The following is a 17,641-nucleotide window of genomic DNA, read 5'->3' as shown; positions in this document are numbered from 1 at the left end:
CGCCCGGGTAGTCCGAAAAAATTACTGTCCAGTAGACTCGGGTCCGCAGATCTTCCCGTTCGAACCCCGGGAGCCGGTCTGAACAAGAAGATCATCCAACTTGTTCTATGCGCAACATATCCGCCGATGTCCGGATAGTGGTCCGACATCCTCCCGGCCCTGATACCTCTCTGGCCATGAACAAGATCACCCGCCGTCAGGCCTTGGGGACAACTGCCGGTGCAGTCACCGTCCTTGGCCTGACCGCTGCCGCCGCGAGCATCGCCACAAGCGCCGCCGCGACCCCCACCGCGTCCACACCCCCGGGCACGGTCGACGAGGTCTACAAGGGCCGCCGCATCCAGATCACCCCGGGCGAGGGGGGCCACCACGGCGGCCACCACTCCCCCGGCCAGCCCACCGTACGAATAGACGGCCGCGAACTGCACGTGATGCGCAACGCCGACGGAACCTGGATCAGCGTGATCAACCACTACGAGACGTTCTCCGACCCGACCCTGCTCGCCCGCGCCGCCGTGCGCGACCTCCAGGGCGCCGCCCTCGCCCCCTTCGGAAGTGCGGCATGACCGTCCGCAAGAACCAGGCCACACTGACCGCCGACGAGAAGCGCGCCTTCACCTCCGCCCTGCTGGAGCTCAAGCGCACCGGCAGCTACGACCGTTTCGTCACCACCCACAACGGCTTCATCATGAGCGACACCGACTCGGGCGACCGGGTCGGCCACCGCTCCCCCTCGTTCCTGCCCTGGCACCGCCGGTTCCTGCTGGAATTCGAGGCAGCGCTGCAGAAAGTGGACGCGAACGTCGCGCTCCCGTACTGGGACTGGACCGTGGACCGCACCTCCCGCTCCTCGCTCTGGGCCCCCGACTTCCTCGGCGGCACCGGACGGGCCCGCGACGGACAGGTCCTCGACGGCCCCTTCGCCTACTCCACGGGCAAGTGGAACGTGAACGTACGCGTGGACGGCCGCGCCTACCTGCGCCGCACGCTCGGCGAGGGCGTCGCCCAGCTGCCGACCAAGGCCGAGGTGGACGCCGTGCTCGCCATGACGGTGTACGACGCGGCCCCCTGGAACAGCTCCTCCAGCGGCTTCCGCAACAACCTGGAGGGCTGGCGCGGCGCCAACCTGCACAACCGGGTGCACGTGTGGGTCGGCGGCCAGATGTCCACCGGGGTCTCCCCGAACGACCCGGTGTTCTGGATGCACCACGCCTTCATCGACAAGCTGTGGGCCGACTGGCAGGCGCGCCATCCGCAGTCCACCTACCTGCCGGCCGCGGGCACCGCGAACGTCGTGGACCTGAACGACACGATGCGCCCGTGGAACGACGTGACCCCGGCCGACATGCTGGACCACCGGAAGTTCTACACCTTCGACACCGAACCGGCCGCCGCCAGCCAGCGGTAGTGCAGTTCGGGGCGGCCGACCTGGCCGTACCGGGGGGTGCGGTCCGCGCGGCCGGTGTCCACCAGGTGCTCCAGGTAGCGCCGTGCGGTGATCCGGGAGATCCCGGCCGCCTCGGCCGCCCCCGCCGCGGTCAGCCCCTCGGGCGCCGCCCGCAACAGCGCGGCGACCCGGTCCAGGGTCGGCGCGCTCAGCCCCTTGGGCAGCTCGGCCGGGCGGGGTGCGCGCAGGGCGGCCATCGCCCGGTCCACGTCGTCCTGGCCGGCGGCCTCGCCCGCGGTCGCGCGGAACTCGGCGTAGCGCAGCAGCCGTTCGCGCAGCGTGGGGAAGGCGAAGGGCTTCAGCACGTACTGGACCACGCCGAGGGAGACGCTCTCGCGCACCACGGCCAGGTCCCGTGCGGAGGTCACCACGATCACGTCGACGGGATGCCCGGCGGCGCGCAGCCCGCGTGCGTAGCGCAGGCCGTGCCCGTCGGGCAGACCGAGGTCGAGCAGCAGCAGGTCGACGCGGGTCCGTTCCAGGACCCGGGTGGCCTCGGCCAGGGAGTGGACGGCGCCGACGGCGCTGAAGCCGGGCACCCGGCCCACGTAGAGCGCGTGCGCGTCGGCGGCGACCGGGTCGTCCTCGACCACCAGGACGCGTACGTCGCCCGCGCTCACCGCGGGCCCCCTGCGGCCGGATCCGCCGCGGCGCCCCGTGGGGGCACGGACTGATCCGGCTCCGCCCCCTGCGGGGCCGGCAGGCGGACCGTGAACTCCGCCCCGCCGCCCGGGCCCTGCGCGGCGGTCACCGTGCCGCCGCAGCGCTCGGCCACCTGCCGGACCAGGGCGAGACCGAGGCCTCGCCCCTCGCCCTTGCCGGACCAGCCCCGGCGGAACACGTCCACCCCTTCGGGCAGCCCGGGTCCGTTGTCCGCGACCCGCAGCAGCAGCTCGTCCCGTTCGGGCCGCAGCGTCACCGCGATCCGAGCGCCCGGTACGGCGGTCACGGCGTCGACCGCGTTGTCGATGAGGTTGCCCAGCACCGTGACCAGGTCACGGGCCGGCGGCAGCCCGCCCCCGTCGGCCAGACTGCGGCTGTCCGCGGTGACGACCAGCTCCACGCCCCGCTCGTGCGCCTGCGCGGCCTTGCCCAGCAGCAGCGCCACCAGCACCGGCTCCCCGACCGCGGTGACCACCTCGTCGGTGAGCGCCTGGGCCAGCTCCAGTTCGGCGGTGGCGAAGTCCACCGCCTCGTCCGCACGGCCGAGTTCGATGAGGGAGACCACGGTGTGCAGCCGGTTGGCCGCCTCGTGGGCCTGGGAGCGCAGGGCCTGCGTGAAACCCCGCTCGTGGTCCAGCTCGCCGGTCAGCACCTGCAGTTCCGTGTGGTCCCGCAAGGTGACCACGGTGCCCCGGCGGCCGCCGCCCGCCACCGGCGAGCTGTTGACGACCAGCACCCGGTCCGCGGTCAGGTGCACCTCGTCCACCCGGGGCCGGTCGGCGAGCAGGGCTCCGGTGAGGGGGGCCGGCAGACCGAGGTCGGCGACCCCGGTGCCGGTGATCTCGCCGCCGGGCAGGCCCAGCAGTTCCCGGCCCGCGTCGTTGATCAGGGTGATCCTGCGCTGCCCGTCGAGCATGAGCAGGCCCTCGCGGACCCCGTGCAGGGCCGCCTGGTGGTAGTCGTACATCCGGCTGAGCTCGGCCGCGTTCATGCCATGAGTGTGGCGGCGCAGCCGGGCGTTGACGACGTACGTGCCGACCCCGCCGAGGGCGAGGGCGGCGGCCGCGACCCAGGCGAGGGCGGAGAGCTGCGCCCCGAGCCGGTCGCTGATCGCGCGGACCGTGATCCCGGCGCTCACCATGCCGACGATCCGGCCGTCGTCCTCCAGCGGGGTGACCACGCGGATGGAGGGGCCGAGGGTGCCCGTGTACGTCTCGCTGAAGGTCTCGCCACGCAGCGCGGGGGCGGTGTTGCCCATGAAGGGCTCGCCGATCCGGCGCGGATCGGGGTGGGTCCAGCGCCGCCCGTCGGGGGCCATGATCGTCACGAAGTCCACCCCGGAGTCCGTGCGGACCTTCTGGGCGTAGGGCTGTAGCTCGACCGACGGATCGCTCCCGCGGGCCGCTCCCCGTACGGCCTCGCGTACGGAGGGTGAGTCGGCGACCGCGTGGGCCACGGCGCCGGCCTGCCGCCGGGCGGCGTCCTCGGCCTGGCCCCGGGCGGTGGCGTACGCGTAGACGGCGCAGCCCGCGACGACCAGCGCGACCAGCAGGACCTGCATGGCGAAGAGCTGGCCGGCGAGGCTGCGCGGGGGGCGGGGAAAGCGGAACATGGCGCTCAGTGTGCACCGGGTCGTGAACTCAATGAACGCAAGGGTGACCGGGGTCACAGCCCTGGGCGATGGTCTCCCCGAACGTATTCACCACCGGGAGGCATCGTGGCCGCCAGACGCGACAGAACGCACTATCTCTACATCGCGGTGATCGGCGCGGTGCTGCTCGGCATCGCCGTCGGCTTCGCCGCACCCGGCGTGGCCGTGGAGCTCAAGCCGCTGGGCACCGGCTTCGTCAACCTCATCAAGATGATGATCTCGCCCGTGATCTTCTGCACGATCGTGCTGGGCATCGGGTCCGTCCGCAAGGCCGCCAAGGTGGGCGCCGTGGGCGGTCTCGCCCTCGGCTACTTCATGGTCATGTCCACGGTGGCGCTGGCCATCGGCCTGCTGGTGGGCAACCTGCTGGAGCCGGGCAGCGGGCTGCACCTGACCGAGGCGGCGCGCAGCGCGGGCGAGGCGCAGGCCAAGGCGGGCGGGGCGGAGAGCACGCCGGAGTTCCTGCTCGGGATCATCCCGACCACGCTGGTGTCGGCCTTCACCGGGGGCGAGGTGCTCCAGACACTGCTGGTGGCGCTGCTCTGCGGGTTCGCGCTGCAGGCCATGGGCACGGCGGGAGAGCCGGTGCTGCGGGGCATCGGACACATCCAGAAGCTGGTGTTCCGGGTCCTCGCGATGATCATGTGGGCGGCTCCCGTGGGCGCCTTCGGGGCCATCGCGGCGGTGGTCGGAGCCACCGGCATCGACGCGCTGAAGTCCCTCGCCGTCATCATGATCGGCTTCTACACGACCTGTCTGCTCTTCGTGTTCGTGGTCCTGGGCACCCTGCTGCGGGTGTGCACGGGGGTCAGCGTCTTCGCGCTGCTGCGCTATCTGGGCCGTGAGTTCCTGCTGATCCTCTCGACCTCCTCGTCGGAGTCGGCGCTGCCGCGGCTGATCGCGAAGATGGAGCACCTGGGGGTGTCGCGGCCGGTCACCGGCATCACGGTGCCGACCGGGTACTCCTTCAACCTGGACGGGACCGCGATCTACCTGACGATGTCCTCGCTGTTCGTCGCCGAGGCGATGGGCAAGCCGCTGGCCCTGGGCGAGCAGATCTCGCTGCTGCTGTTCATGATCATCGCTTCGAAGGGCGCGGCCGGGGTGACCGGCGCGGGCCTGGCCACCCTCGCCGGCGGACTCCAGTCGCACCGGCCGGAACTGGTGGACGGGGTCGGCCTGATCGTGGGCATCGACCGGTTCATGAGCGAGGCCCGGGCCCTGACCAACTTCGCGGGCAACGCGGTCGCGACGGTGCTCATCGGGACGTGGACGAAGGAGTTCGACCACGCGCGGGCCGCCGAAGTCCTCGGGGGCCGGCTGCCGTTCGACGAGACCACGCTGGTCGACGACGGGCACGGGGCGGAACCGGCCGGGGCGGAGCCTGTCGGGACCGAGCCGGCCGGGGCGGAACCGGCCGGGCCCGACACGGCGCCGACCGCCATGCCGACCCCGTCGCACGGCGCCAAGGACGGCGTACCGGTCTAGCCGGTCCGCCCGCACGGGCCGGCCGGGCAGGGCTCGCCCCCACGGTGCCCAGCCCGGCCGGCCCGCCACATTCTCCGCACTTGCACCCATAGTCGGTATTCGGCCACCGATATACGAACCTCGGTGCTGCAAAAGGTACTTCCGTAACCGGCCGCGTGCATGACATCTTGCGTCCACCACTTGTTTCGTACGACCCGGCATGACCACCGGGTCTTCGGAGGACGCATTGATACCCCACATATCCAGCCGACCTCGACGTACCCTCGTGCTGGCCGCCACGCTCGGCGCGGCGCTGGCCTTCGGGGCACCCGCCGCGCTCGCCGGCACCGCCCCCGTCTCTCCCTCCGGCTCCCCCGCCTCCGCCCCCGCGGCGGCGGCACCCCAGGCCGCGGCCCCGACTTCCCAGAGTGCGACCTGGGTTGCCGGCACCCGTGCCTACCTCGTGATCACCGCCCCCGGTGACACCACGGCGGTGCGCAATGCCGTCACCGCCAACGGCGGCACGGTGTTCCAGTACTACGACGCGATCGGCGTGATCGTCGCCCACTCCGCGTCCGGCACCTTCGCCACCACCATGCGCGGTGTCAGCGGCGTCCAGCAGGTCGGCGCCACCCGCACCTCGGACGTCCCCGCGGATGCCTACAACCCGGCGCTGCCCGCCAACCCGGCGCAGTCCACGACGCCTTCGGGCGAGCCGGTCCGCGCCGACATGACGCAGATCAAGGCCGACCAGGCCTGGGCCGTCACCACCGGCTCCGCCTCCGTCAAGGTCGGCATCCTGGACACCGGTGTGGACGACCAGCACCAGGACCTGGCCCCGAACTTCAACGCGGCGGACTCCGCGTCCTGCGCGTACGGCAAGCCGGACACCCGTTCGGGCGCCTGGCGGGACGTCGGCACCCACGGCACGCACGTGGCCGGTACGGTCGCGGCCGCCAAGAACGGCAAGGGCGTCATCGGCGTGGCCCCGGGCGTGAAGATCTCCTCGGTGCGCATCGCCGAGCCCGGTTCTTCGCTCTTCTTCGCCGAGAACACGGTCTGCGGCTTCATGTGGGCCGGTGACCACGGCTTCAAGGTCACCAACAACAGCTACTACACGGACCCGTGGCAGTTCAACTGCCCGGACAACGCCGACCAGGCCGCGATCATCGAGGGCGTCAAGCGCGCCCAGGAGTACGCCGAGGGCAAGGGCTCGCTGCAGGTCGCGGCGGCCGGCAACTCCAACATCGACCTGGCCAACAAGACGACCGACACCGAGTCCCCGAACGACTCGACGCCGGTCACCCGCACCATCACCAACGCCTGCCTGGACATCCCGACCGAGCTCCCGGGCGTGGTCACGGTCTCGGCGATGGGCACCACCGCGAAGGCCTCGTACTCCAACTACGGCCTGAACGTCGTCGACGTGACGGCCCCGGGCGGCGACACCGTCGGCATCTACAGCACCCAGCCGGGCGGCAAGTACGGCACGATGAGCGGCACGTCGATGGCGTCCCCGCACGTCGCCGGTGTGGCGGCCCTGCTGGCCAGCACCAACCCGGGCATCACCCCGGCGCAGCTGCGCGACAAGCTGGCCACCCAGGCCAACGACGTCGCCTGCCCGTCGGACAGTCGCTGCAAGGGCACCACGGCGAAGAACGGCTTCTTCGGCGAAGGCCAGGTCGACGCCCTCAAGGCGGTCGGCTCCACCCCGCCGCCCGGCAAGTACTTCGAGAACACCGGTGACTTCGCCATCGGCGACAACACCACCGTGGAGAGCCCGATCACCGTCGGCGGGGTGACCGGCAACGCCCCGGCCACCCTCAAGGTCGGCGTGAACATCGTGCACACCTACATCGGTGACCTGAAGGTCGACCTGATCGCCCCGGACGGCACCGTCTACACGGTCCACAACCGGGCCGGCGGCAGCACCGACAACATCAGCCAGGTCTTCACCGTCAACGCCTCCTCCGAGGTCGCGAACGGCACCTGGAAGCTGCGGGTGAACGACAACGCCGGTGGCGACACCGGCAAGATCGACTCCTGGAACCTGACCTTCTGAGAAGGCGGTCCTAGGACCTGAGCACATCCGCGAGCCAGTCGAACACGACCTCGCAGTGCTGCTGGGGGGCCATCGGGGAGCAGTGCAACTGCGCCCCGGTGGCCTCCGTCATCTTCACGTACTCCTTGCGCGAGCGGAGCAGGTCGTACATCTGCCGCGGCTGGCCCGGGTAGAAGGTCTCGAAGTCGTAGTCCAGGACGAGCACCGGTGCCTTGATCCGCGGCACGACCTTGGTGACGTCGAGTCCGATGGCCACCTGGGCCGGGGTCCAGACGTCGGTGAGGACCTTCCCGGCGCGGGCCTGGAGGAGGGCCTGGCGGTCGAAGATCTCGAAGCGCTTCTTGACCGTGAAGGCCAGCTGCGGGGTCAGCTCCGGAACCACGTCCTCGTTCCAGACCCGGTTGGTCTCCTCCTTGTCGGCCGTGACGATGTCGCGCAGCTCCTTGTCGAAGCCGAGCCACGGGCTGACGCAGCCCGGCTGGCAGACGACCGCCGCGAGCCGGTGCTCGAAGGCGGCGGCGCGGGCCACGAGGTTGCCGCCCATGCTGAGGCCGGTGAGCGCGATCCGTGCGCTGTCCACGTCCTTGCGCCCGTCCAGCCAGTCGACGATCGGGCCGACGACCTCCTCCCACTTGGTGGTGAAGGGGATCTCCTCCACGAAGAGCAGCTGTCCCTGGCCGGGGCCGTCGTAGACGAGGGCGTTCCAGCCGCGGTCGAGGGCCGCGGACACCCCGTAGGTCCACATGTCGAGGTTCTGCCCGTCGCTGCCGTTGGTGAGGATGACGGTCGGGCGGGCGGTCTCGGGGCCGTCGGGGCGGAAGAACCAGACCGGCAGGTGCGTACGGCCGTACGGGACCTTCGCGCGGACGGCGGCCGGGCTGCAGAGCCCGGCGAAGGTGTCCCATGCCGTGCGTCCGGCCTGGTAGACCGCCCTCTCGTCCCCGGGGTGGTCGGTGCCGAGGACGTAGAACAGTGCCTGCGCGTAGTACTGGGCGGCGCGCAGGGAGCGGAAGCGCCGGGTCTGCGAGGGGGACTCGTGGCCGCCCCGGCCGGCGGCCGGCGGTGCGGCGAGCTGGTCGCCCCAGGAACGGAAGGTGTCGCTGAAGCTCTGCTCCGACAGCCCGGCGGCGTTGATCGCGTTGACGGCGGTCAGCACCTCGCCGACCTCGGAGGCACGCATTCCGGCCGCGCCGAGGGCCAACAGGCCGGCGAAGTCGAAGCCCGGGTCGCCGAAGAGCTTCATCGCCCCCGGCGTGGGGTCGGCGGCCGCGGGGGACGGTTCGGCCGACCCGGACGGCGGGGGTTCGGCGGCCGCCGCCGGGGCGACGCCGCCCAGGGCGAGGGAGCCCGCACCGGCGGCGAGTCCGGTGAGCGCGGCGCGGCGGGACAGCTCGGACGGCTGGTGCGATGAAGGAGCGGTCATGCAGCGGACCGTAGGAGCAGCCCCGGTGGCGCCGCAGCCAGCCACACCCTGAGCTCATCCGAACGGCCCCCTGGCGGGCCGGATCCGAAGAAAAGGAAACGAGACGGCCTACCGCGTCCGCAGCACGCAGTCCCCGCAGAGCCCGCCGCCGGGCACCTGGTAGTACAGGCAGCAGCTGCGCCGCACGAAGGCCACCCCGAGGCCCTCCTCGTGGATGAAGGTGCCGGTCCCCGCCAGGGCTCCGCCCTCGGCCAGCAGGGCGCCCGCCAGCGCCGCGGCCGCGCCGCCCGGCACCCGGTCGAGCAGCACCCGCAGCGCGCCGACGAGCCCGGACGCCGCGTTCCCCCGCAGGACCTTCTGCGAGACCCCGAACCGCTCCCGCAGGCCCGCGTCGAGCACGGCCAGGTTGCCCAGGACCGTCTCGCCGAGCGTCTCGGCCGGCAGGTCCGCGGGCTCCGGCAGCCACAGCTCCAGCGACCCCGCGTCCGGCAGCCGCCACCACACCCGGTCGGCGGCCAGATCGGGCACCCGCCCGGCCAGTGCCGCGCATCCCAGCCCGAGCGACCACAGCCGGGAGGCGATCCCGAGCTGGGCCGTCGAGGCGGCGACCCGTCCGGGGCCGCTGCCGATCCGCCGGCCCACCTCGGCCACGTACGGACCCAGCCGCTCCCCGTACAGCGCCGTCAGCGGCCGGAAGCCGGGCCCGGGCGGCTCCGTCCCGTACGGGACGGTGAAGAAGGGCCCCACGGCGGCCAGTCGCCGCAGTACGTCGTCCATGCCCGCCATGATCTCAGGCGCGGCCGGGGCGGCCGGGGCGGGCCCCGGGCGGTCGGCTCAGAGCCCGGCGAGGAACTCCAGCAGCGCCCGGTTGAAGGCCTCCGGCTGCTCCACGCCGGGCAGGTGACCGGCTCCCTCGATGACGGTGAGCACCGCGTTCGGCAGCAGCGCGTGCAGCGCCTCGGCCTCGGCCACCGGGGTGTAGACGTCGTCCGCGCCGACCAGCACCAGGCAGGGCTCGGCGGTTTCGGCGAGCACGGGCCGGTAGTCGGGGCGCTCGGCCCGGCCGCGCAGCGCGGCGGCCGCGCCCTGCGGGTCGGTCGCGCACATCATGGCGCTCACCCGTGCGGCGGCCTCGGGCATGCCGGTCACGTTGTAGGGCGCCAGCATCTTGTCCATGACCTCCTCGGCGTACGGCCGCATGCCCTCGGCGATCAGCCGTTCGGCCGTCTCCCGGCGCAGCTTCGCGCCCTCGTCCGTCTCCGGCACCGGCGAGGTGTCGGAGAGTACGAGGGCCCGTACCAGACCCGGGTGGCGCAGTCGGAGCTCCATCGCGATCTGGCCGCCCATGGACACACCACCGACGACCACCTGTTCGATGCCCAGGCTGGCGAGGAGGGAGGCGAGATCATCGGCGAGATCGGCGAGCAGGGCCTTGCCCGGCACGACCGGGCTTTCCCCGTATCCCCGCAGGTCAGGGGCGATCACGCGGTATCCGGCGGCCGTGAGCGCGGCCGTCTGGGGGGCCCACATCGTGCGGTTGAAGGGATGTCCGTGGATCAGGATTACGGGCGCTCCGTCGCGGGGACCCAAGTCCTCGAAAATCAGCGTCACACCATTGCCAAATTGGGGGTTCATGAGAGGACATTAAGGGGCTACATTGAGCCACTCGCGTTCACCTGACAGCCGGTTGCCTTTCACTCGTGTTTTGCACGGGGGGCGACGTCATGGACGCAGACTGTGCAACCACCCCACCGCCCAGAAGGACCGAAGGCTCCGTGCCCGTACCCGTACACCTCGCGGGCCGCACCGTGCGGCTCGAGCCCCTCGCCCCCCACCACACCGAGGCTCTGGCCGTGGCCGGGGCCGAGGATCGTACGACTTACGCCTTCACCCCCGTACCCCATGGGGTGCAGGCGTCTCACGAGTACATCGACCGTGCCCTCACCGATCATGCGGCGGGTCGATCGCTCCCCTTCGCCATCGTCAGAGCCACTGACGGGCGTGTCGTCGGTTCGACCCGTTTCCTGGAACTCGACTACTGGCAGGGGCCACTGGTGTGGCCCGCCGTGCCGGGCGTCCCGTTCGGCGATCCGGCGACGGCGATCCCCGATGCCGCCGAGATCGGCAATACCTGGCTGTCCCCCGCCGCCCAGGGAACCGGCATCAACACCGAGGCGAAGCTGCTCATGCTCCGCCATGCCTTCGATACCTGGGGTGTGAGGCGCATCTCGCTGCGCGCCGATGCGCGCAACGGCCGGTCGAGAGCCGCGATGGAACGTCTCGGCTTCACCTGCGAGGGGGTCCGCCGGGCCCATTCGCGGGGACTGGACGGCGCCGTCCGCAGTACCGCCTTCTACTCGATCCTCGACGAGGAGTGGCCGGCCGTGCGGTCGGTCATCGAGCTGAGGCTGTCGGCCGGCGCGCAGCGCAAGCGGCGCCGCAAGACGCTGATCCCGGCCTAGCCGGAACGGACGCCGGAACAGACAAACGGAAAAACGGTCCTGCCCCGGCCCCGGCCTGTCACCGGCCGGTCGTGGGGGTGGGCCTTCCCGGGCCTCGCCGCGGCCTCCTCATCCGAGGAAGGCCGGGGCGAGGGCCGAGTCCATGAGCCGGGTGGGGGCGCCGCTCCCGTCGGCCGGTACGGAGTACAGGTCGGCTCCGAAGTCCCCCGGCAGGGCGTAGACGACGTTCCGGTCGTCGGTCCACACCACCTGGTCGTCGACGCTGCGCTCCTCACCGAGCGGGGTCTCCGCGCCGGAGGCCAGGTCCAGTGCGTACAGCCGCCACGGCGCCTCGGCCGGCCGGCCCGGCACCCGCTTCTTGAACACCACCCGGGTCCCGTCGGGCGACAGCGACGGGCACTCGACGTTCTCGCGCAGGGTGGTCACCGTGCGCGCGCCCACGTCCCCGCGGACCAGGTGGGTCCGGCCGCCGGTGTCCAGCGTCGCGTAGAAGGTCCGCTCGTCGGCGGCGAAGGTGACGCCCCAGAAATTCACGTCGGCGCTGCGGTACGGCTTGCCGTCCTTGAGGATCGTGAAGTCCTCCAGCGAGGCGTCGAGCCTGCCCGTGCGCAGGTCGAGCACCGAGGTCCGCGTCGAGAAGTTCGTACCCGCGTACGAGTCCCCGCCGACGAAGACGGTCCAGGCGGCGAGGTGCCCGCCGGGCGAGACGCGGGCGCGGGTGGGGACGCCGTTCAGCGGATGCGCCGACACCTCCTTCAGGCGGGCGTCGAGGACCACGGCCTGGTAGCCGTCCTGGACCCCGCTCCGGTCCGCCCGGAGGCAGATCCCGGTGCCGCCGGCCGCGTGGAAGCGCAGGCAGCTCACCCCGGACGTGGTGCGGGCCCCCTCGGGCGCGCCGGCCGGGACGGTGGCGAGCTCGTCGCGGTGCGGGCCCCAGGCCATGTTCCGGAACACGATCCGCCGGCCGCCCTCGCCCGCGGCCAGTGAGACCGCGCCCGCCGAGATCCGCGGGCCGCCCGCCTGGGCGTGGTCCTTCTCCTCGGCCCGCGACGACGCCCGCAGGACGGCGACCACGCCCACGGCGGCGAGCAGGAGCACCAAGGTCGCGAAGAGCAGGATCCGGCGCTGCAAGGTCATGGAGGCTCCGGGCGGAGTGGGGGTCCGGGGGCTGGGCGGGGGCACCATACCCAGCGGCCCCTGCATGAGCCAGGGACGTACGGCGTCGGGTGGGGGAACTCCATGTGCCGTGTGGGCGGCAGGCAATGACCTCCCCCAGGGCACCCCAAGAGAAGGGAAAATGCGGAACCCTGACATGCTTTCGTTCATCCTTCGAACGGAAGGATCCAGCTTCCAGACCACCCCGCCCCTCTGGGGCAGCACCAGCCGGAGAGCCACCGCACATGTCGTACGCACCCGACGGGCAGCAGTACCAGCCGTACCGGCCGCAAGGGCAGGCCCCGCAGCCGCCCTACGGCGACCAGTACGGCCAGCCGTACGGACAGCAGCCGTACGGGGCCGGCGGCGGTCAGCAGCCGCCCCCCGGCCGGCCGCAGCCTCCGTACGGGCAGCAGCCTCCTTACGGGCAGCAGCCGCAGTACGAGTACGAGCCGCAGGACCACCAGGAGCAGCCCGAGCCCCCGCGCCGCAAGTCCCGGGGCAAGCGCTGGGCGATCGCGGGCGCCACCGTCCTCGCGCTCGCGGGCATAGCCGCGCTCGTGATGAACCACTTCGAGATACCCCCCTTCACCGACAAGGGCTCCGCCGTTTCCTTCGGGCAGCCGTCCGGGGGCGGCGGCGGCAAGAAGAACGACGCGCCGCAGCAGGCGGCGAACTCCAAGATGCTGATGCCGACGGGTCCGGCCGCCGACTTCAAGAACTCGATGACCCTGCCCGACGGCACCCACGTGGCCGTCACCACGCTGGACGGCAAGAAGTCCGGCTTCAAGGGCAAGGTCTGGGTCTGGGCGCCCAAGGAGTACAACGACCCGAAGTTCGCCAAGAGCGGCTTCCCGGTCATGATCGCCCTCCCTGGCGGCGCCGGTTACCCCAGCAACTACTGGATGGGCACCGACCTCGGGCTGCAGACCAGCATCGGCAAGTGGTACGCCGAGGGGAAGAGCAAGCCCTTCATCCTGGCCATGCCGGTGCTCAACCCGGGGCCGGACGACAAGGGCATCTACTGGGACGGCTCCGACATACCCGGCCAGCCCAAGATGGGCACCTGGCTGACCGAGGACGTCCCGGACCTGATGAAGGCGAACTTCCGCACCGTCAAGTCCCGTGACGGCTGGGCCTTCATGGGCTCCTCGACCGGCGGGTTCGCGGGTCTGAAGGCCGTGCTGAAGCACCCGGACAAGTTCAAGGCCGTGATCGCCTCCGGCCCGGACATCGTCCCGGACTCCTCCCTGTGGAAGGGCCACGAGAAGGAGAAGGCCGAGAACAACCCGGAGGTGCTGGCGAAGCAGCTCATCGACAGCAAGGGTCCGGACGTGTACCTGGCCTTCCAGGTCGGAGACAGCGAGAACAACAAGAAGACCCTGCCGGACGTGCAGAAGTTCATCGCCACCTACGGCAACAAGGGACCCATACACACCGAGTTGAGGGTCATCAAGGGCGGCCAGCACAACGCCAAGACCTACGTCCCCAACATGGGTGAGGGACCGGTCCAGTTCATCAGCAAGGTCATGGAAGGACCCGTCGAGTAGCCACCGACGCCCCCGCACGATCCGGTTCCGGCCCGCCGAACACCTTCGGCGGGCCGTTGCCGTCCCAGGCCGCCCAGCCCGGGTCGCCCGTCACGGCGAACCGCACCCAGGCCGCGTGCATCTCGTCGGCCAGCGCCTGCGGGGCGTCCGGCCCGGCCAGCCAGGAGGCCTCCGGCGCCGCGAGCGTGTCGAACACGAAGCCGATCTCCAGGGCGTGGCAGGCCCCGAGCCCCGGGACTCCGGAGGGCCAGCCGAACTCGTACAGGAAGCTCGGCGCCGCCCGCCGCGCCCCGGCGAGCCTGCGCAGCGGATCGCGCAGCAGCCGGTCGGTGAGCAGCTGGCCGGCGAGCTCGGCCGGACCCGCCCCGGGCAGGGCGGCGCGCAGCGCCCGTACGTCGGCCCGCTCCTTGCCGGCGCGGGCCCGGGCCAGCGCCACGGCGAGCGGACCCAGCCGGTCCAGCAGTCGCATCCCGCCGGTGGGGGCGAGCCAGAGCCGGTACTCGTCGCTGGTCCATCCGAGGAGCAGGGGTACGTCGGCGGAGACGGCGGAGCCGGTCAGGGCGTCGAGGGGGTCGCCGGGGACCGTGCCGGGATCGGCGACCAGGCCGAAGGCGGGGCCGCCGAGGAGCGGGCCGGAGCGGCGCAGCACGGCGGCCTGGGCGGCGAGCAGGGTGGGCAGGGCGGTGGCCGTGAAGGCCTCGGCGGTGGCGTCCACCTTGAGCAGTGAGGCCATCCGCCGGACCATGGTGCGCACCTTGTCGCGCGGCAGGACCTCGGGGGCTCCGCTCTGCAGGACGGCCCGGGCGAAGAGCCCGGTGGCGCGCGGTGCGGTCAGGAGGGCGCCGATGCTGATGGCTCCGGCGGATTCGCCGAAGACGGTGACGCGGGCGGGGTCTCCGCCGAAGGCCTCGATGTTGTCGCGGACCCATTCCAGGGCGGCGATCTGGTCGAGCAGGCCGCGGTTGGCGGGGGCGTCGGGGAAGAGGCCGTAGCCGAGGACGCCGAGGCGGAAGTTGCAGGAGACGAGGACGACCCCGTCGCGGGCGAAGGCGGAGCCGTCGTACACGGGGACGGCCGAGGAGCCGCGGGTGTGCGCCCCGCCGTGGATCCACACCATGACGGGCAGCCGGGCTCCGGGCGCGGGATCGGGGGTCCACACGTTCACGCTGAGGCAGTCGTCCCCGGGGATCTCGGGGTCGGGCAGCAGGGCCGCGAAGGTGTCCGGGTAGGGCACCTTGGGCGCGGTGGGGCCGAAGGCGGTGGCCTCGCGCACGCCGTCCCAGGCGGCCGGGGGCCGGGGCGCCGCGAAGCGGAGGGCGCCGACGGGCGGGGCGGCGTACGGGATGCCCCGGAAGACGGCGGTGCCGTCGGCCCCGGTCAGGCCCTCGACCACGCCGGACGTGGTCCTGACCCTCGGCCCGCTCCCGCCGCCGGCTCCGTCGTCGCCCACTGTGCTCATCCCGTCCTCCTGTAAGCCTCGTGCCGGGCGCACGGTCGCACAGCCGTCCAACGGGTGACAAGGCGTGACCGTGCCCGGGCCCGCCCAGGTTGGACGGGCATGCGATTCCTGCGTATCCACCACACCACGGTGCCCGTCCTGCTGCTCGCGGGCGCCACGCTCCTCGGCGGCCCGGCCCTGGCCGCGGCCGGGCCGGAGTTCCAGTACGTCGGCCAGGACGACCAGGTCCACGGGCTCACCGCGCCGAAGGGCTGCGTCGGGACGGAGGGCGGCGGCGCCCGGGCGGTCACGAACGGGACCCGGGGCACGGCGACCCTCTACCGGGAACCGGGCTGCTCGGGCCGGGTGGTCGGGGTGCTACGGCCCGGCGAGGTCAGCCAGGTGCGGCCCTACTTCGCCTCGGCGCGTTTTCCCGTCACCGGGTAGGCCCAGCGGCCGTGACCCCTCGGCCGCCCCTGCGTTGTATGCCATGTCAAATGCCGCAGATTCTGCGGCGCCCCACATCTCACGAGGAGATCTTGATGTCGCGTATCGCGAAGGCATTCGCCATCACCGCTGTCACCGGTAGCGCCGTGGTCGCCGGTGCCGGTCTGGCCGTAGCCGATGCCGGAGCGCACGGTGCGGCGGTCGGCTCCCCCGGTGTCCTGTCGGGCAACCTGCTCCAGGTTCCGGTGCACGTCCCGGTCAACGTCTGCGGCAACACGGTGAACGTGGTCGGTCTGCTGAACCCCGCGTTCGGCAACACCTGCGTCAACGCGTCGGGCCACGGCGACAAGCACCACACCGAGGGCGAGGGCTACGGCCACTGATCGCCTGATCGACTGAAGGGCCCCCGCCGGATCGGCGGGGGCCCTTTTCACGCGGGGAGAAGGGCCGACAGAGCGTCCTCGAGGTCTTCGATCCGGCGGTAGTGGACGGCGGTCATCCCCACTGCGCGGGCCGCGACGACGTTGTCGGCAGTGTCGTCGATGAACAGGCAGCGCCGGACCGGGGCTCCGACCCGTTCGGCGGCCATGCGGTAGACGTTCGCGGACCTTGGTGAGCAGGGATACGACGTCCTGATCGACGCGTGGCACGAGTTCGGACCAGGCGGTGACGACGTCTCGGGCGCGGTCTGCCGATCCGCACGCGTCGGCGAGGTCCGCGGCCACCGCGGCGCGCCACTGCTCGTCGGTGACCTCCCCCGTGATCGCCGGCTGCAGGCGGGACGGCGCGAAGGCGGCCGCCGCGATCGTGCCCGCGGGAAGTCTGTGGACGTGGTCGAGGTCGGTGGGGCCGGGAGCGGGCCAGTGCCGGAGCACGCCGTCGATGTCGCAGAGCACGGCGTCGTAGGGGCGGACCGTCATGATCGGGACTCCTTGGTGGTGTTCCACCCGTGACGGATCGCCACGGGACGGGTACCGAAGGAATCCTCGCAGGCCGCCCCCGCCGTATCACTCGTAGCGGTAGAGGGTGTGGTGGCCGAGGATCTCGCGTGGGGGGATGTTCCACGGGGGCATCGGCTCGTCGAGGGAGATCACCCGGCCCTGCTGGAGGTCGCCGCGGGTGAGGGGGGTGGCGGGCAGGTAGCCGGCGGTGGGGTGCTTCTGCTGCCAGCGGTCCCAGATCAGGTCCACGAAGGCGTGGTGCAGCCAGAAGGCCGGGTCGTTGGGCGCCGTGCCGCCCGTCATGTGGCCGCCGATCCACTGGTGGACCTTGTTGTGGTTGCGCCAGCGCTCGCTCTTGGGGGCGGCCCAGCCCTCCAGCTTGTTCCGGAAGCCGCCCGCGCGGGCGGTGGAATCCCACGGCGCGGAGTCGTAGACCGGGTCGTCGATCGCCCACTGCAGTTCGGCCGCGGTGGGCAGGGTGATCGGGTTCTGCGGCCGGCCGAGGTTGCGGGTGAGGAAGGCGGACTCCGTGATGCCGACGGTCACCGTCCAGTTGCCCTTGTCGTAGGCGAACGGCCCGGTCATCACCTTGCGGTCGGTCGCCCGGCCGGTGCCGCCGAGGAAGTCGTCGGCCCAGAGGGAGGAGACCGGGCTGGTGTCGGTGGTCCAGTCCCAGTACGGGATGGACACGCCCGCGTCGATCTCCTGCAGCTTCCGCTCGAACTCCAGCAGGTAGAGCCGGTGCCAGGGGAAGAAGGAGGGCGACATGTGCCCGACGCGCAGCTTGCGGTCGCGGTCGGGCACGAAGTACTTGTCGTGCGTGCGCACGAACGTGTCGTAGGTGCCGTTGCGTTTCAGCTCCAGCACCGCCGTCGTGAACCGCTTCTTCTGGGCACTGGTCAGGTTCTTCTGGTTCTGCCGGGTGTGCAACGCGG

General features: G+C 72.0%; 17 protein-coding genes. 8 read left to right on the top strand and 9 right to left on the bottom strand.

The window, feature by feature from the left end; all coding sequences use genetic code 11:
• Nucleotides 1–176 precede the first annotated feature (176 nt).
• Together ACFYZ4_RS26915 and ACFYZ4_RS26910 are read left to right on the top strand one after the other, a co-directional pair.
• A complete protein-coding gene (locus ACFYZ4_RS26915; RefSeq protein WP_390785033.1) occupies nt 177–566 on the top strand; it encodes a tyrosinase cofactor in 390 nt (129 codons plus the stop codon).
• The gene (locus tag ACFYZ4_RS26910) at nt 563–1,408 is read left to right on the top strand and encodes a tyrosinase family protein (protein ID WP_351295908.1); all 846 of its coding nucleotides are present in this window, start codon (nt 563–565) and stop codon (nt 1,406–1,408) included. Before ACFYZ4_RS26915 ends, ACFYZ4_RS26910 begins: the two co-directional genes overlap by 4 nt.
• Here ACFYZ4_RS26910 and ACFYZ4_RS26905 read toward each other — a convergent pair.
• Nucleotides 1,366–2,067 carry a response regulator gene (locus ACFYZ4_RS26905; RefSeq protein ID WP_351295905.1) on the bottom strand — a complete coding sequence of 234 codons (702 nt, stop codon included), beginning with the start codon at nt 2,065–2,067 and terminating at the stop codon, nt 1,366–1,368. The two genes, ACFYZ4_RS26910 and ACFYZ4_RS26905, sit on opposite strands and share 43 nt — an antisense overlap.
• The gene (locus ACFYZ4_RS26900; protein ID WP_390785071.1) at nt 2,064–3,671 is read right to left on the bottom strand and encodes an ATP-binding protein; all 1,608 of its coding nucleotides are present in this window, start codon (nt 3,669–3,671) and stop codon (nt 2,064–2,066) included. Before ACFYZ4_RS26900 ends, ACFYZ4_RS26905 begins: the two co-directional genes overlap by 4 nt.
• A 156-nt stretch (nt 3,672–3,827) precedes the next feature.
• Between ACFYZ4_RS26900 and ACFYZ4_RS26895 the strand changes: the two genes are divergently transcribed.
• Together ACFYZ4_RS26895 and ACFYZ4_RS26890 are read left to right on the top strand one after the other, a co-directional pair.
• The gene (locus tag ACFYZ4_RS26895; RefSeq protein ID WP_351295902.1) at nt 3,828–5,249 is read left to right on the top strand and encodes a cation:dicarboxylate symporter family transporter; all 1,422 of its coding nucleotides are present in this window, start codon (nt 3,828–3,830) and stop codon (nt 5,247–5,249) included.
• 265 nt (nt 5,250–5,514) lie between these two features.
• A complete protein-coding gene (locus ACFYZ4_RS26890; protein WP_351295934.1) occupies nt 5,515–7,290 on the top strand; it encodes a S8 family serine peptidase in 1,776 nt (591 codons plus the stop codon).
• A gap of 10 nt (nt 7,291–7,300) precedes the next feature.
• Here ACFYZ4_RS26890 and ACFYZ4_RS26885 read toward each other — a convergent pair whose 3' ends face one another.
• The 3 genes from ACFYZ4_RS26885 to ACFYZ4_RS26875 form a co-directional block, all read right to left on the bottom strand.
• Complete coding sequence (locus tag ACFYZ4_RS26885) at nt 7,301–8,713, bottom strand: alpha/beta hydrolase (RefSeq protein WP_351295899.1); 1,413 nt, start codon at nt 8,711–8,713, stop codon at nt 7,301–7,303.
• Between the two features lie 108 nt (nt 8,714–8,821).
• A complete protein-coding gene (locus ACFYZ4_RS26880) occupies nt 8,822–9,490 on the bottom strand; it encodes a (2Fe-2S)-binding protein (RefSeq protein ID WP_351295896.1) in 669 nt (222 codons plus the stop codon).
• 57 nt (nt 9,491–9,547) lie between these two features.
• Nucleotides 9,548–10,348, bottom strand: coding sequence for an alpha/beta fold hydrolase (locus ACFYZ4_RS26875; protein ID WP_351295893.1), 801 nt, complete (start codon nt 10,346–10,348; stop codon nt 9,548–9,550).
• A gap of 140 nt (nt 10,349–10,488) precedes the next feature.
• On the opposite strand from ACFYZ4_RS26875, the gene ACFYZ4_RS26870 reads away from it, so the two are divergent.
• Nucleotides 10,489–11,175, top strand: a complete 687-nt coding sequence (locus ACFYZ4_RS26870; protein ID WP_351295890.1) for a GNAT family protein — start codon at nt 10,489–10,491, stop codon at nt 11,173–11,175.
• A gap of 108 nt (nt 11,176–11,283) precedes the next feature.
• Here the strand turns inward: ACFYZ4_RS26870 and ACFYZ4_RS26865 are convergent, their stop codons facing one another.
• Nucleotides 11,284–12,312, bottom strand: coding sequence for a hypothetical protein (locus tag ACFYZ4_RS26865; protein WP_351295887.1), 1,029 nt, complete (start codon nt 12,310–12,312; stop codon nt 11,284–11,286).
• A 263-nt stretch (nt 12,313–12,575) separates the two neighbouring features.
• On the opposite strand from ACFYZ4_RS26865, the gene ACFYZ4_RS26860 reads away from it, so the two are divergent.
• Nucleotides 12,576–13,880, top strand: a complete 1,305-nt coding sequence (locus ACFYZ4_RS26860) for an alpha/beta hydrolase (RefSeq protein WP_390785032.1) — start codon at nt 12,576–12,578, stop codon at nt 13,878–13,880.
• Here ACFYZ4_RS26860 and ACFYZ4_RS26855 read toward each other — a convergent pair.
• Nucleotides 13,858–15,339: a carboxylesterase family protein gene (locus tag ACFYZ4_RS26855; RefSeq protein ID WP_351295884.1), complete on the bottom strand. Its 1,482-nt coding sequence runs from the start codon at nt 15,337–15,339 to the stop codon at nt 13,858–13,860. The two genes, ACFYZ4_RS26860 and ACFYZ4_RS26855, sit on opposite strands and share 23 nt — an antisense overlap.
• Nucleotides 15,340–15,438: 99 nt before the next feature.
• Here ACFYZ4_RS26855 and ACFYZ4_RS26850 point away from each other — a divergent pair, with 99 nt between their 5' ends.
• Together ACFYZ4_RS26850 and ACFYZ4_RS26845 are read left to right on the top strand one after the other, a co-directional pair.
• On the top strand, nt 15,439–15,765 hold the full coding sequence (locus tag ACFYZ4_RS26850) for a hypothetical protein (RefSeq protein ID WP_351295881.1): 327 nt from the start codon (nt 15,439–15,441) through the stop codon (nt 15,763–15,765).
• Between the two features lie 95 nt (nt 15,766–15,860).
• A complete protein-coding gene (locus ACFYZ4_RS26845) occupies nt 15,861–16,148 on the top strand; it encodes a chaplin (protein WP_351295878.1) in 288 nt (95 codons plus the stop codon).
• A gap of 47 nt (nt 16,149–16,195) precedes the next feature.
• Here ACFYZ4_RS26845 and ACFYZ4_RS26840 read toward each other — a convergent pair whose 3' ends face one another.
• Both ACFYZ4_RS26840 and ACFYZ4_RS26835 read right to left on the bottom strand, forming a co-directional pair.
• On the bottom strand, nt 16,196–16,354 hold the full coding sequence (locus ACFYZ4_RS26840; protein ID WP_390785031.1) for an HAD-IA family hydrolase: 159 nt from the start codon (nt 16,352–16,354) through the stop codon (nt 16,196–16,198).
• Between the two features lie 418 nt (nt 16,355–16,772).
• Nucleotides 16,773–17,636, bottom strand: coding sequence for a tyrosinase family protein (locus tag ACFYZ4_RS26835; RefSeq protein WP_351295872.1), 864 nt, complete (start codon nt 17,634–17,636; stop codon nt 16,773–16,775).
• Between the last annotated feature and the right edge of the window lie 5 nt (nt 17,637–17,641).

The organism is Streptomyces sp. NPDC001513 (assembly GCF_042894695.1).
Classification (GTDB): domain Bacteria; phylum Actinomycetota; class Actinomycetes; order Streptomycetales; family Streptomycetaceae; genus Streptomyces.
The sequence above is the reverse complement of the archived record's forward strand: the minus strand, read 5'-3'. Positions and strand labels throughout refer to the sequence as shown.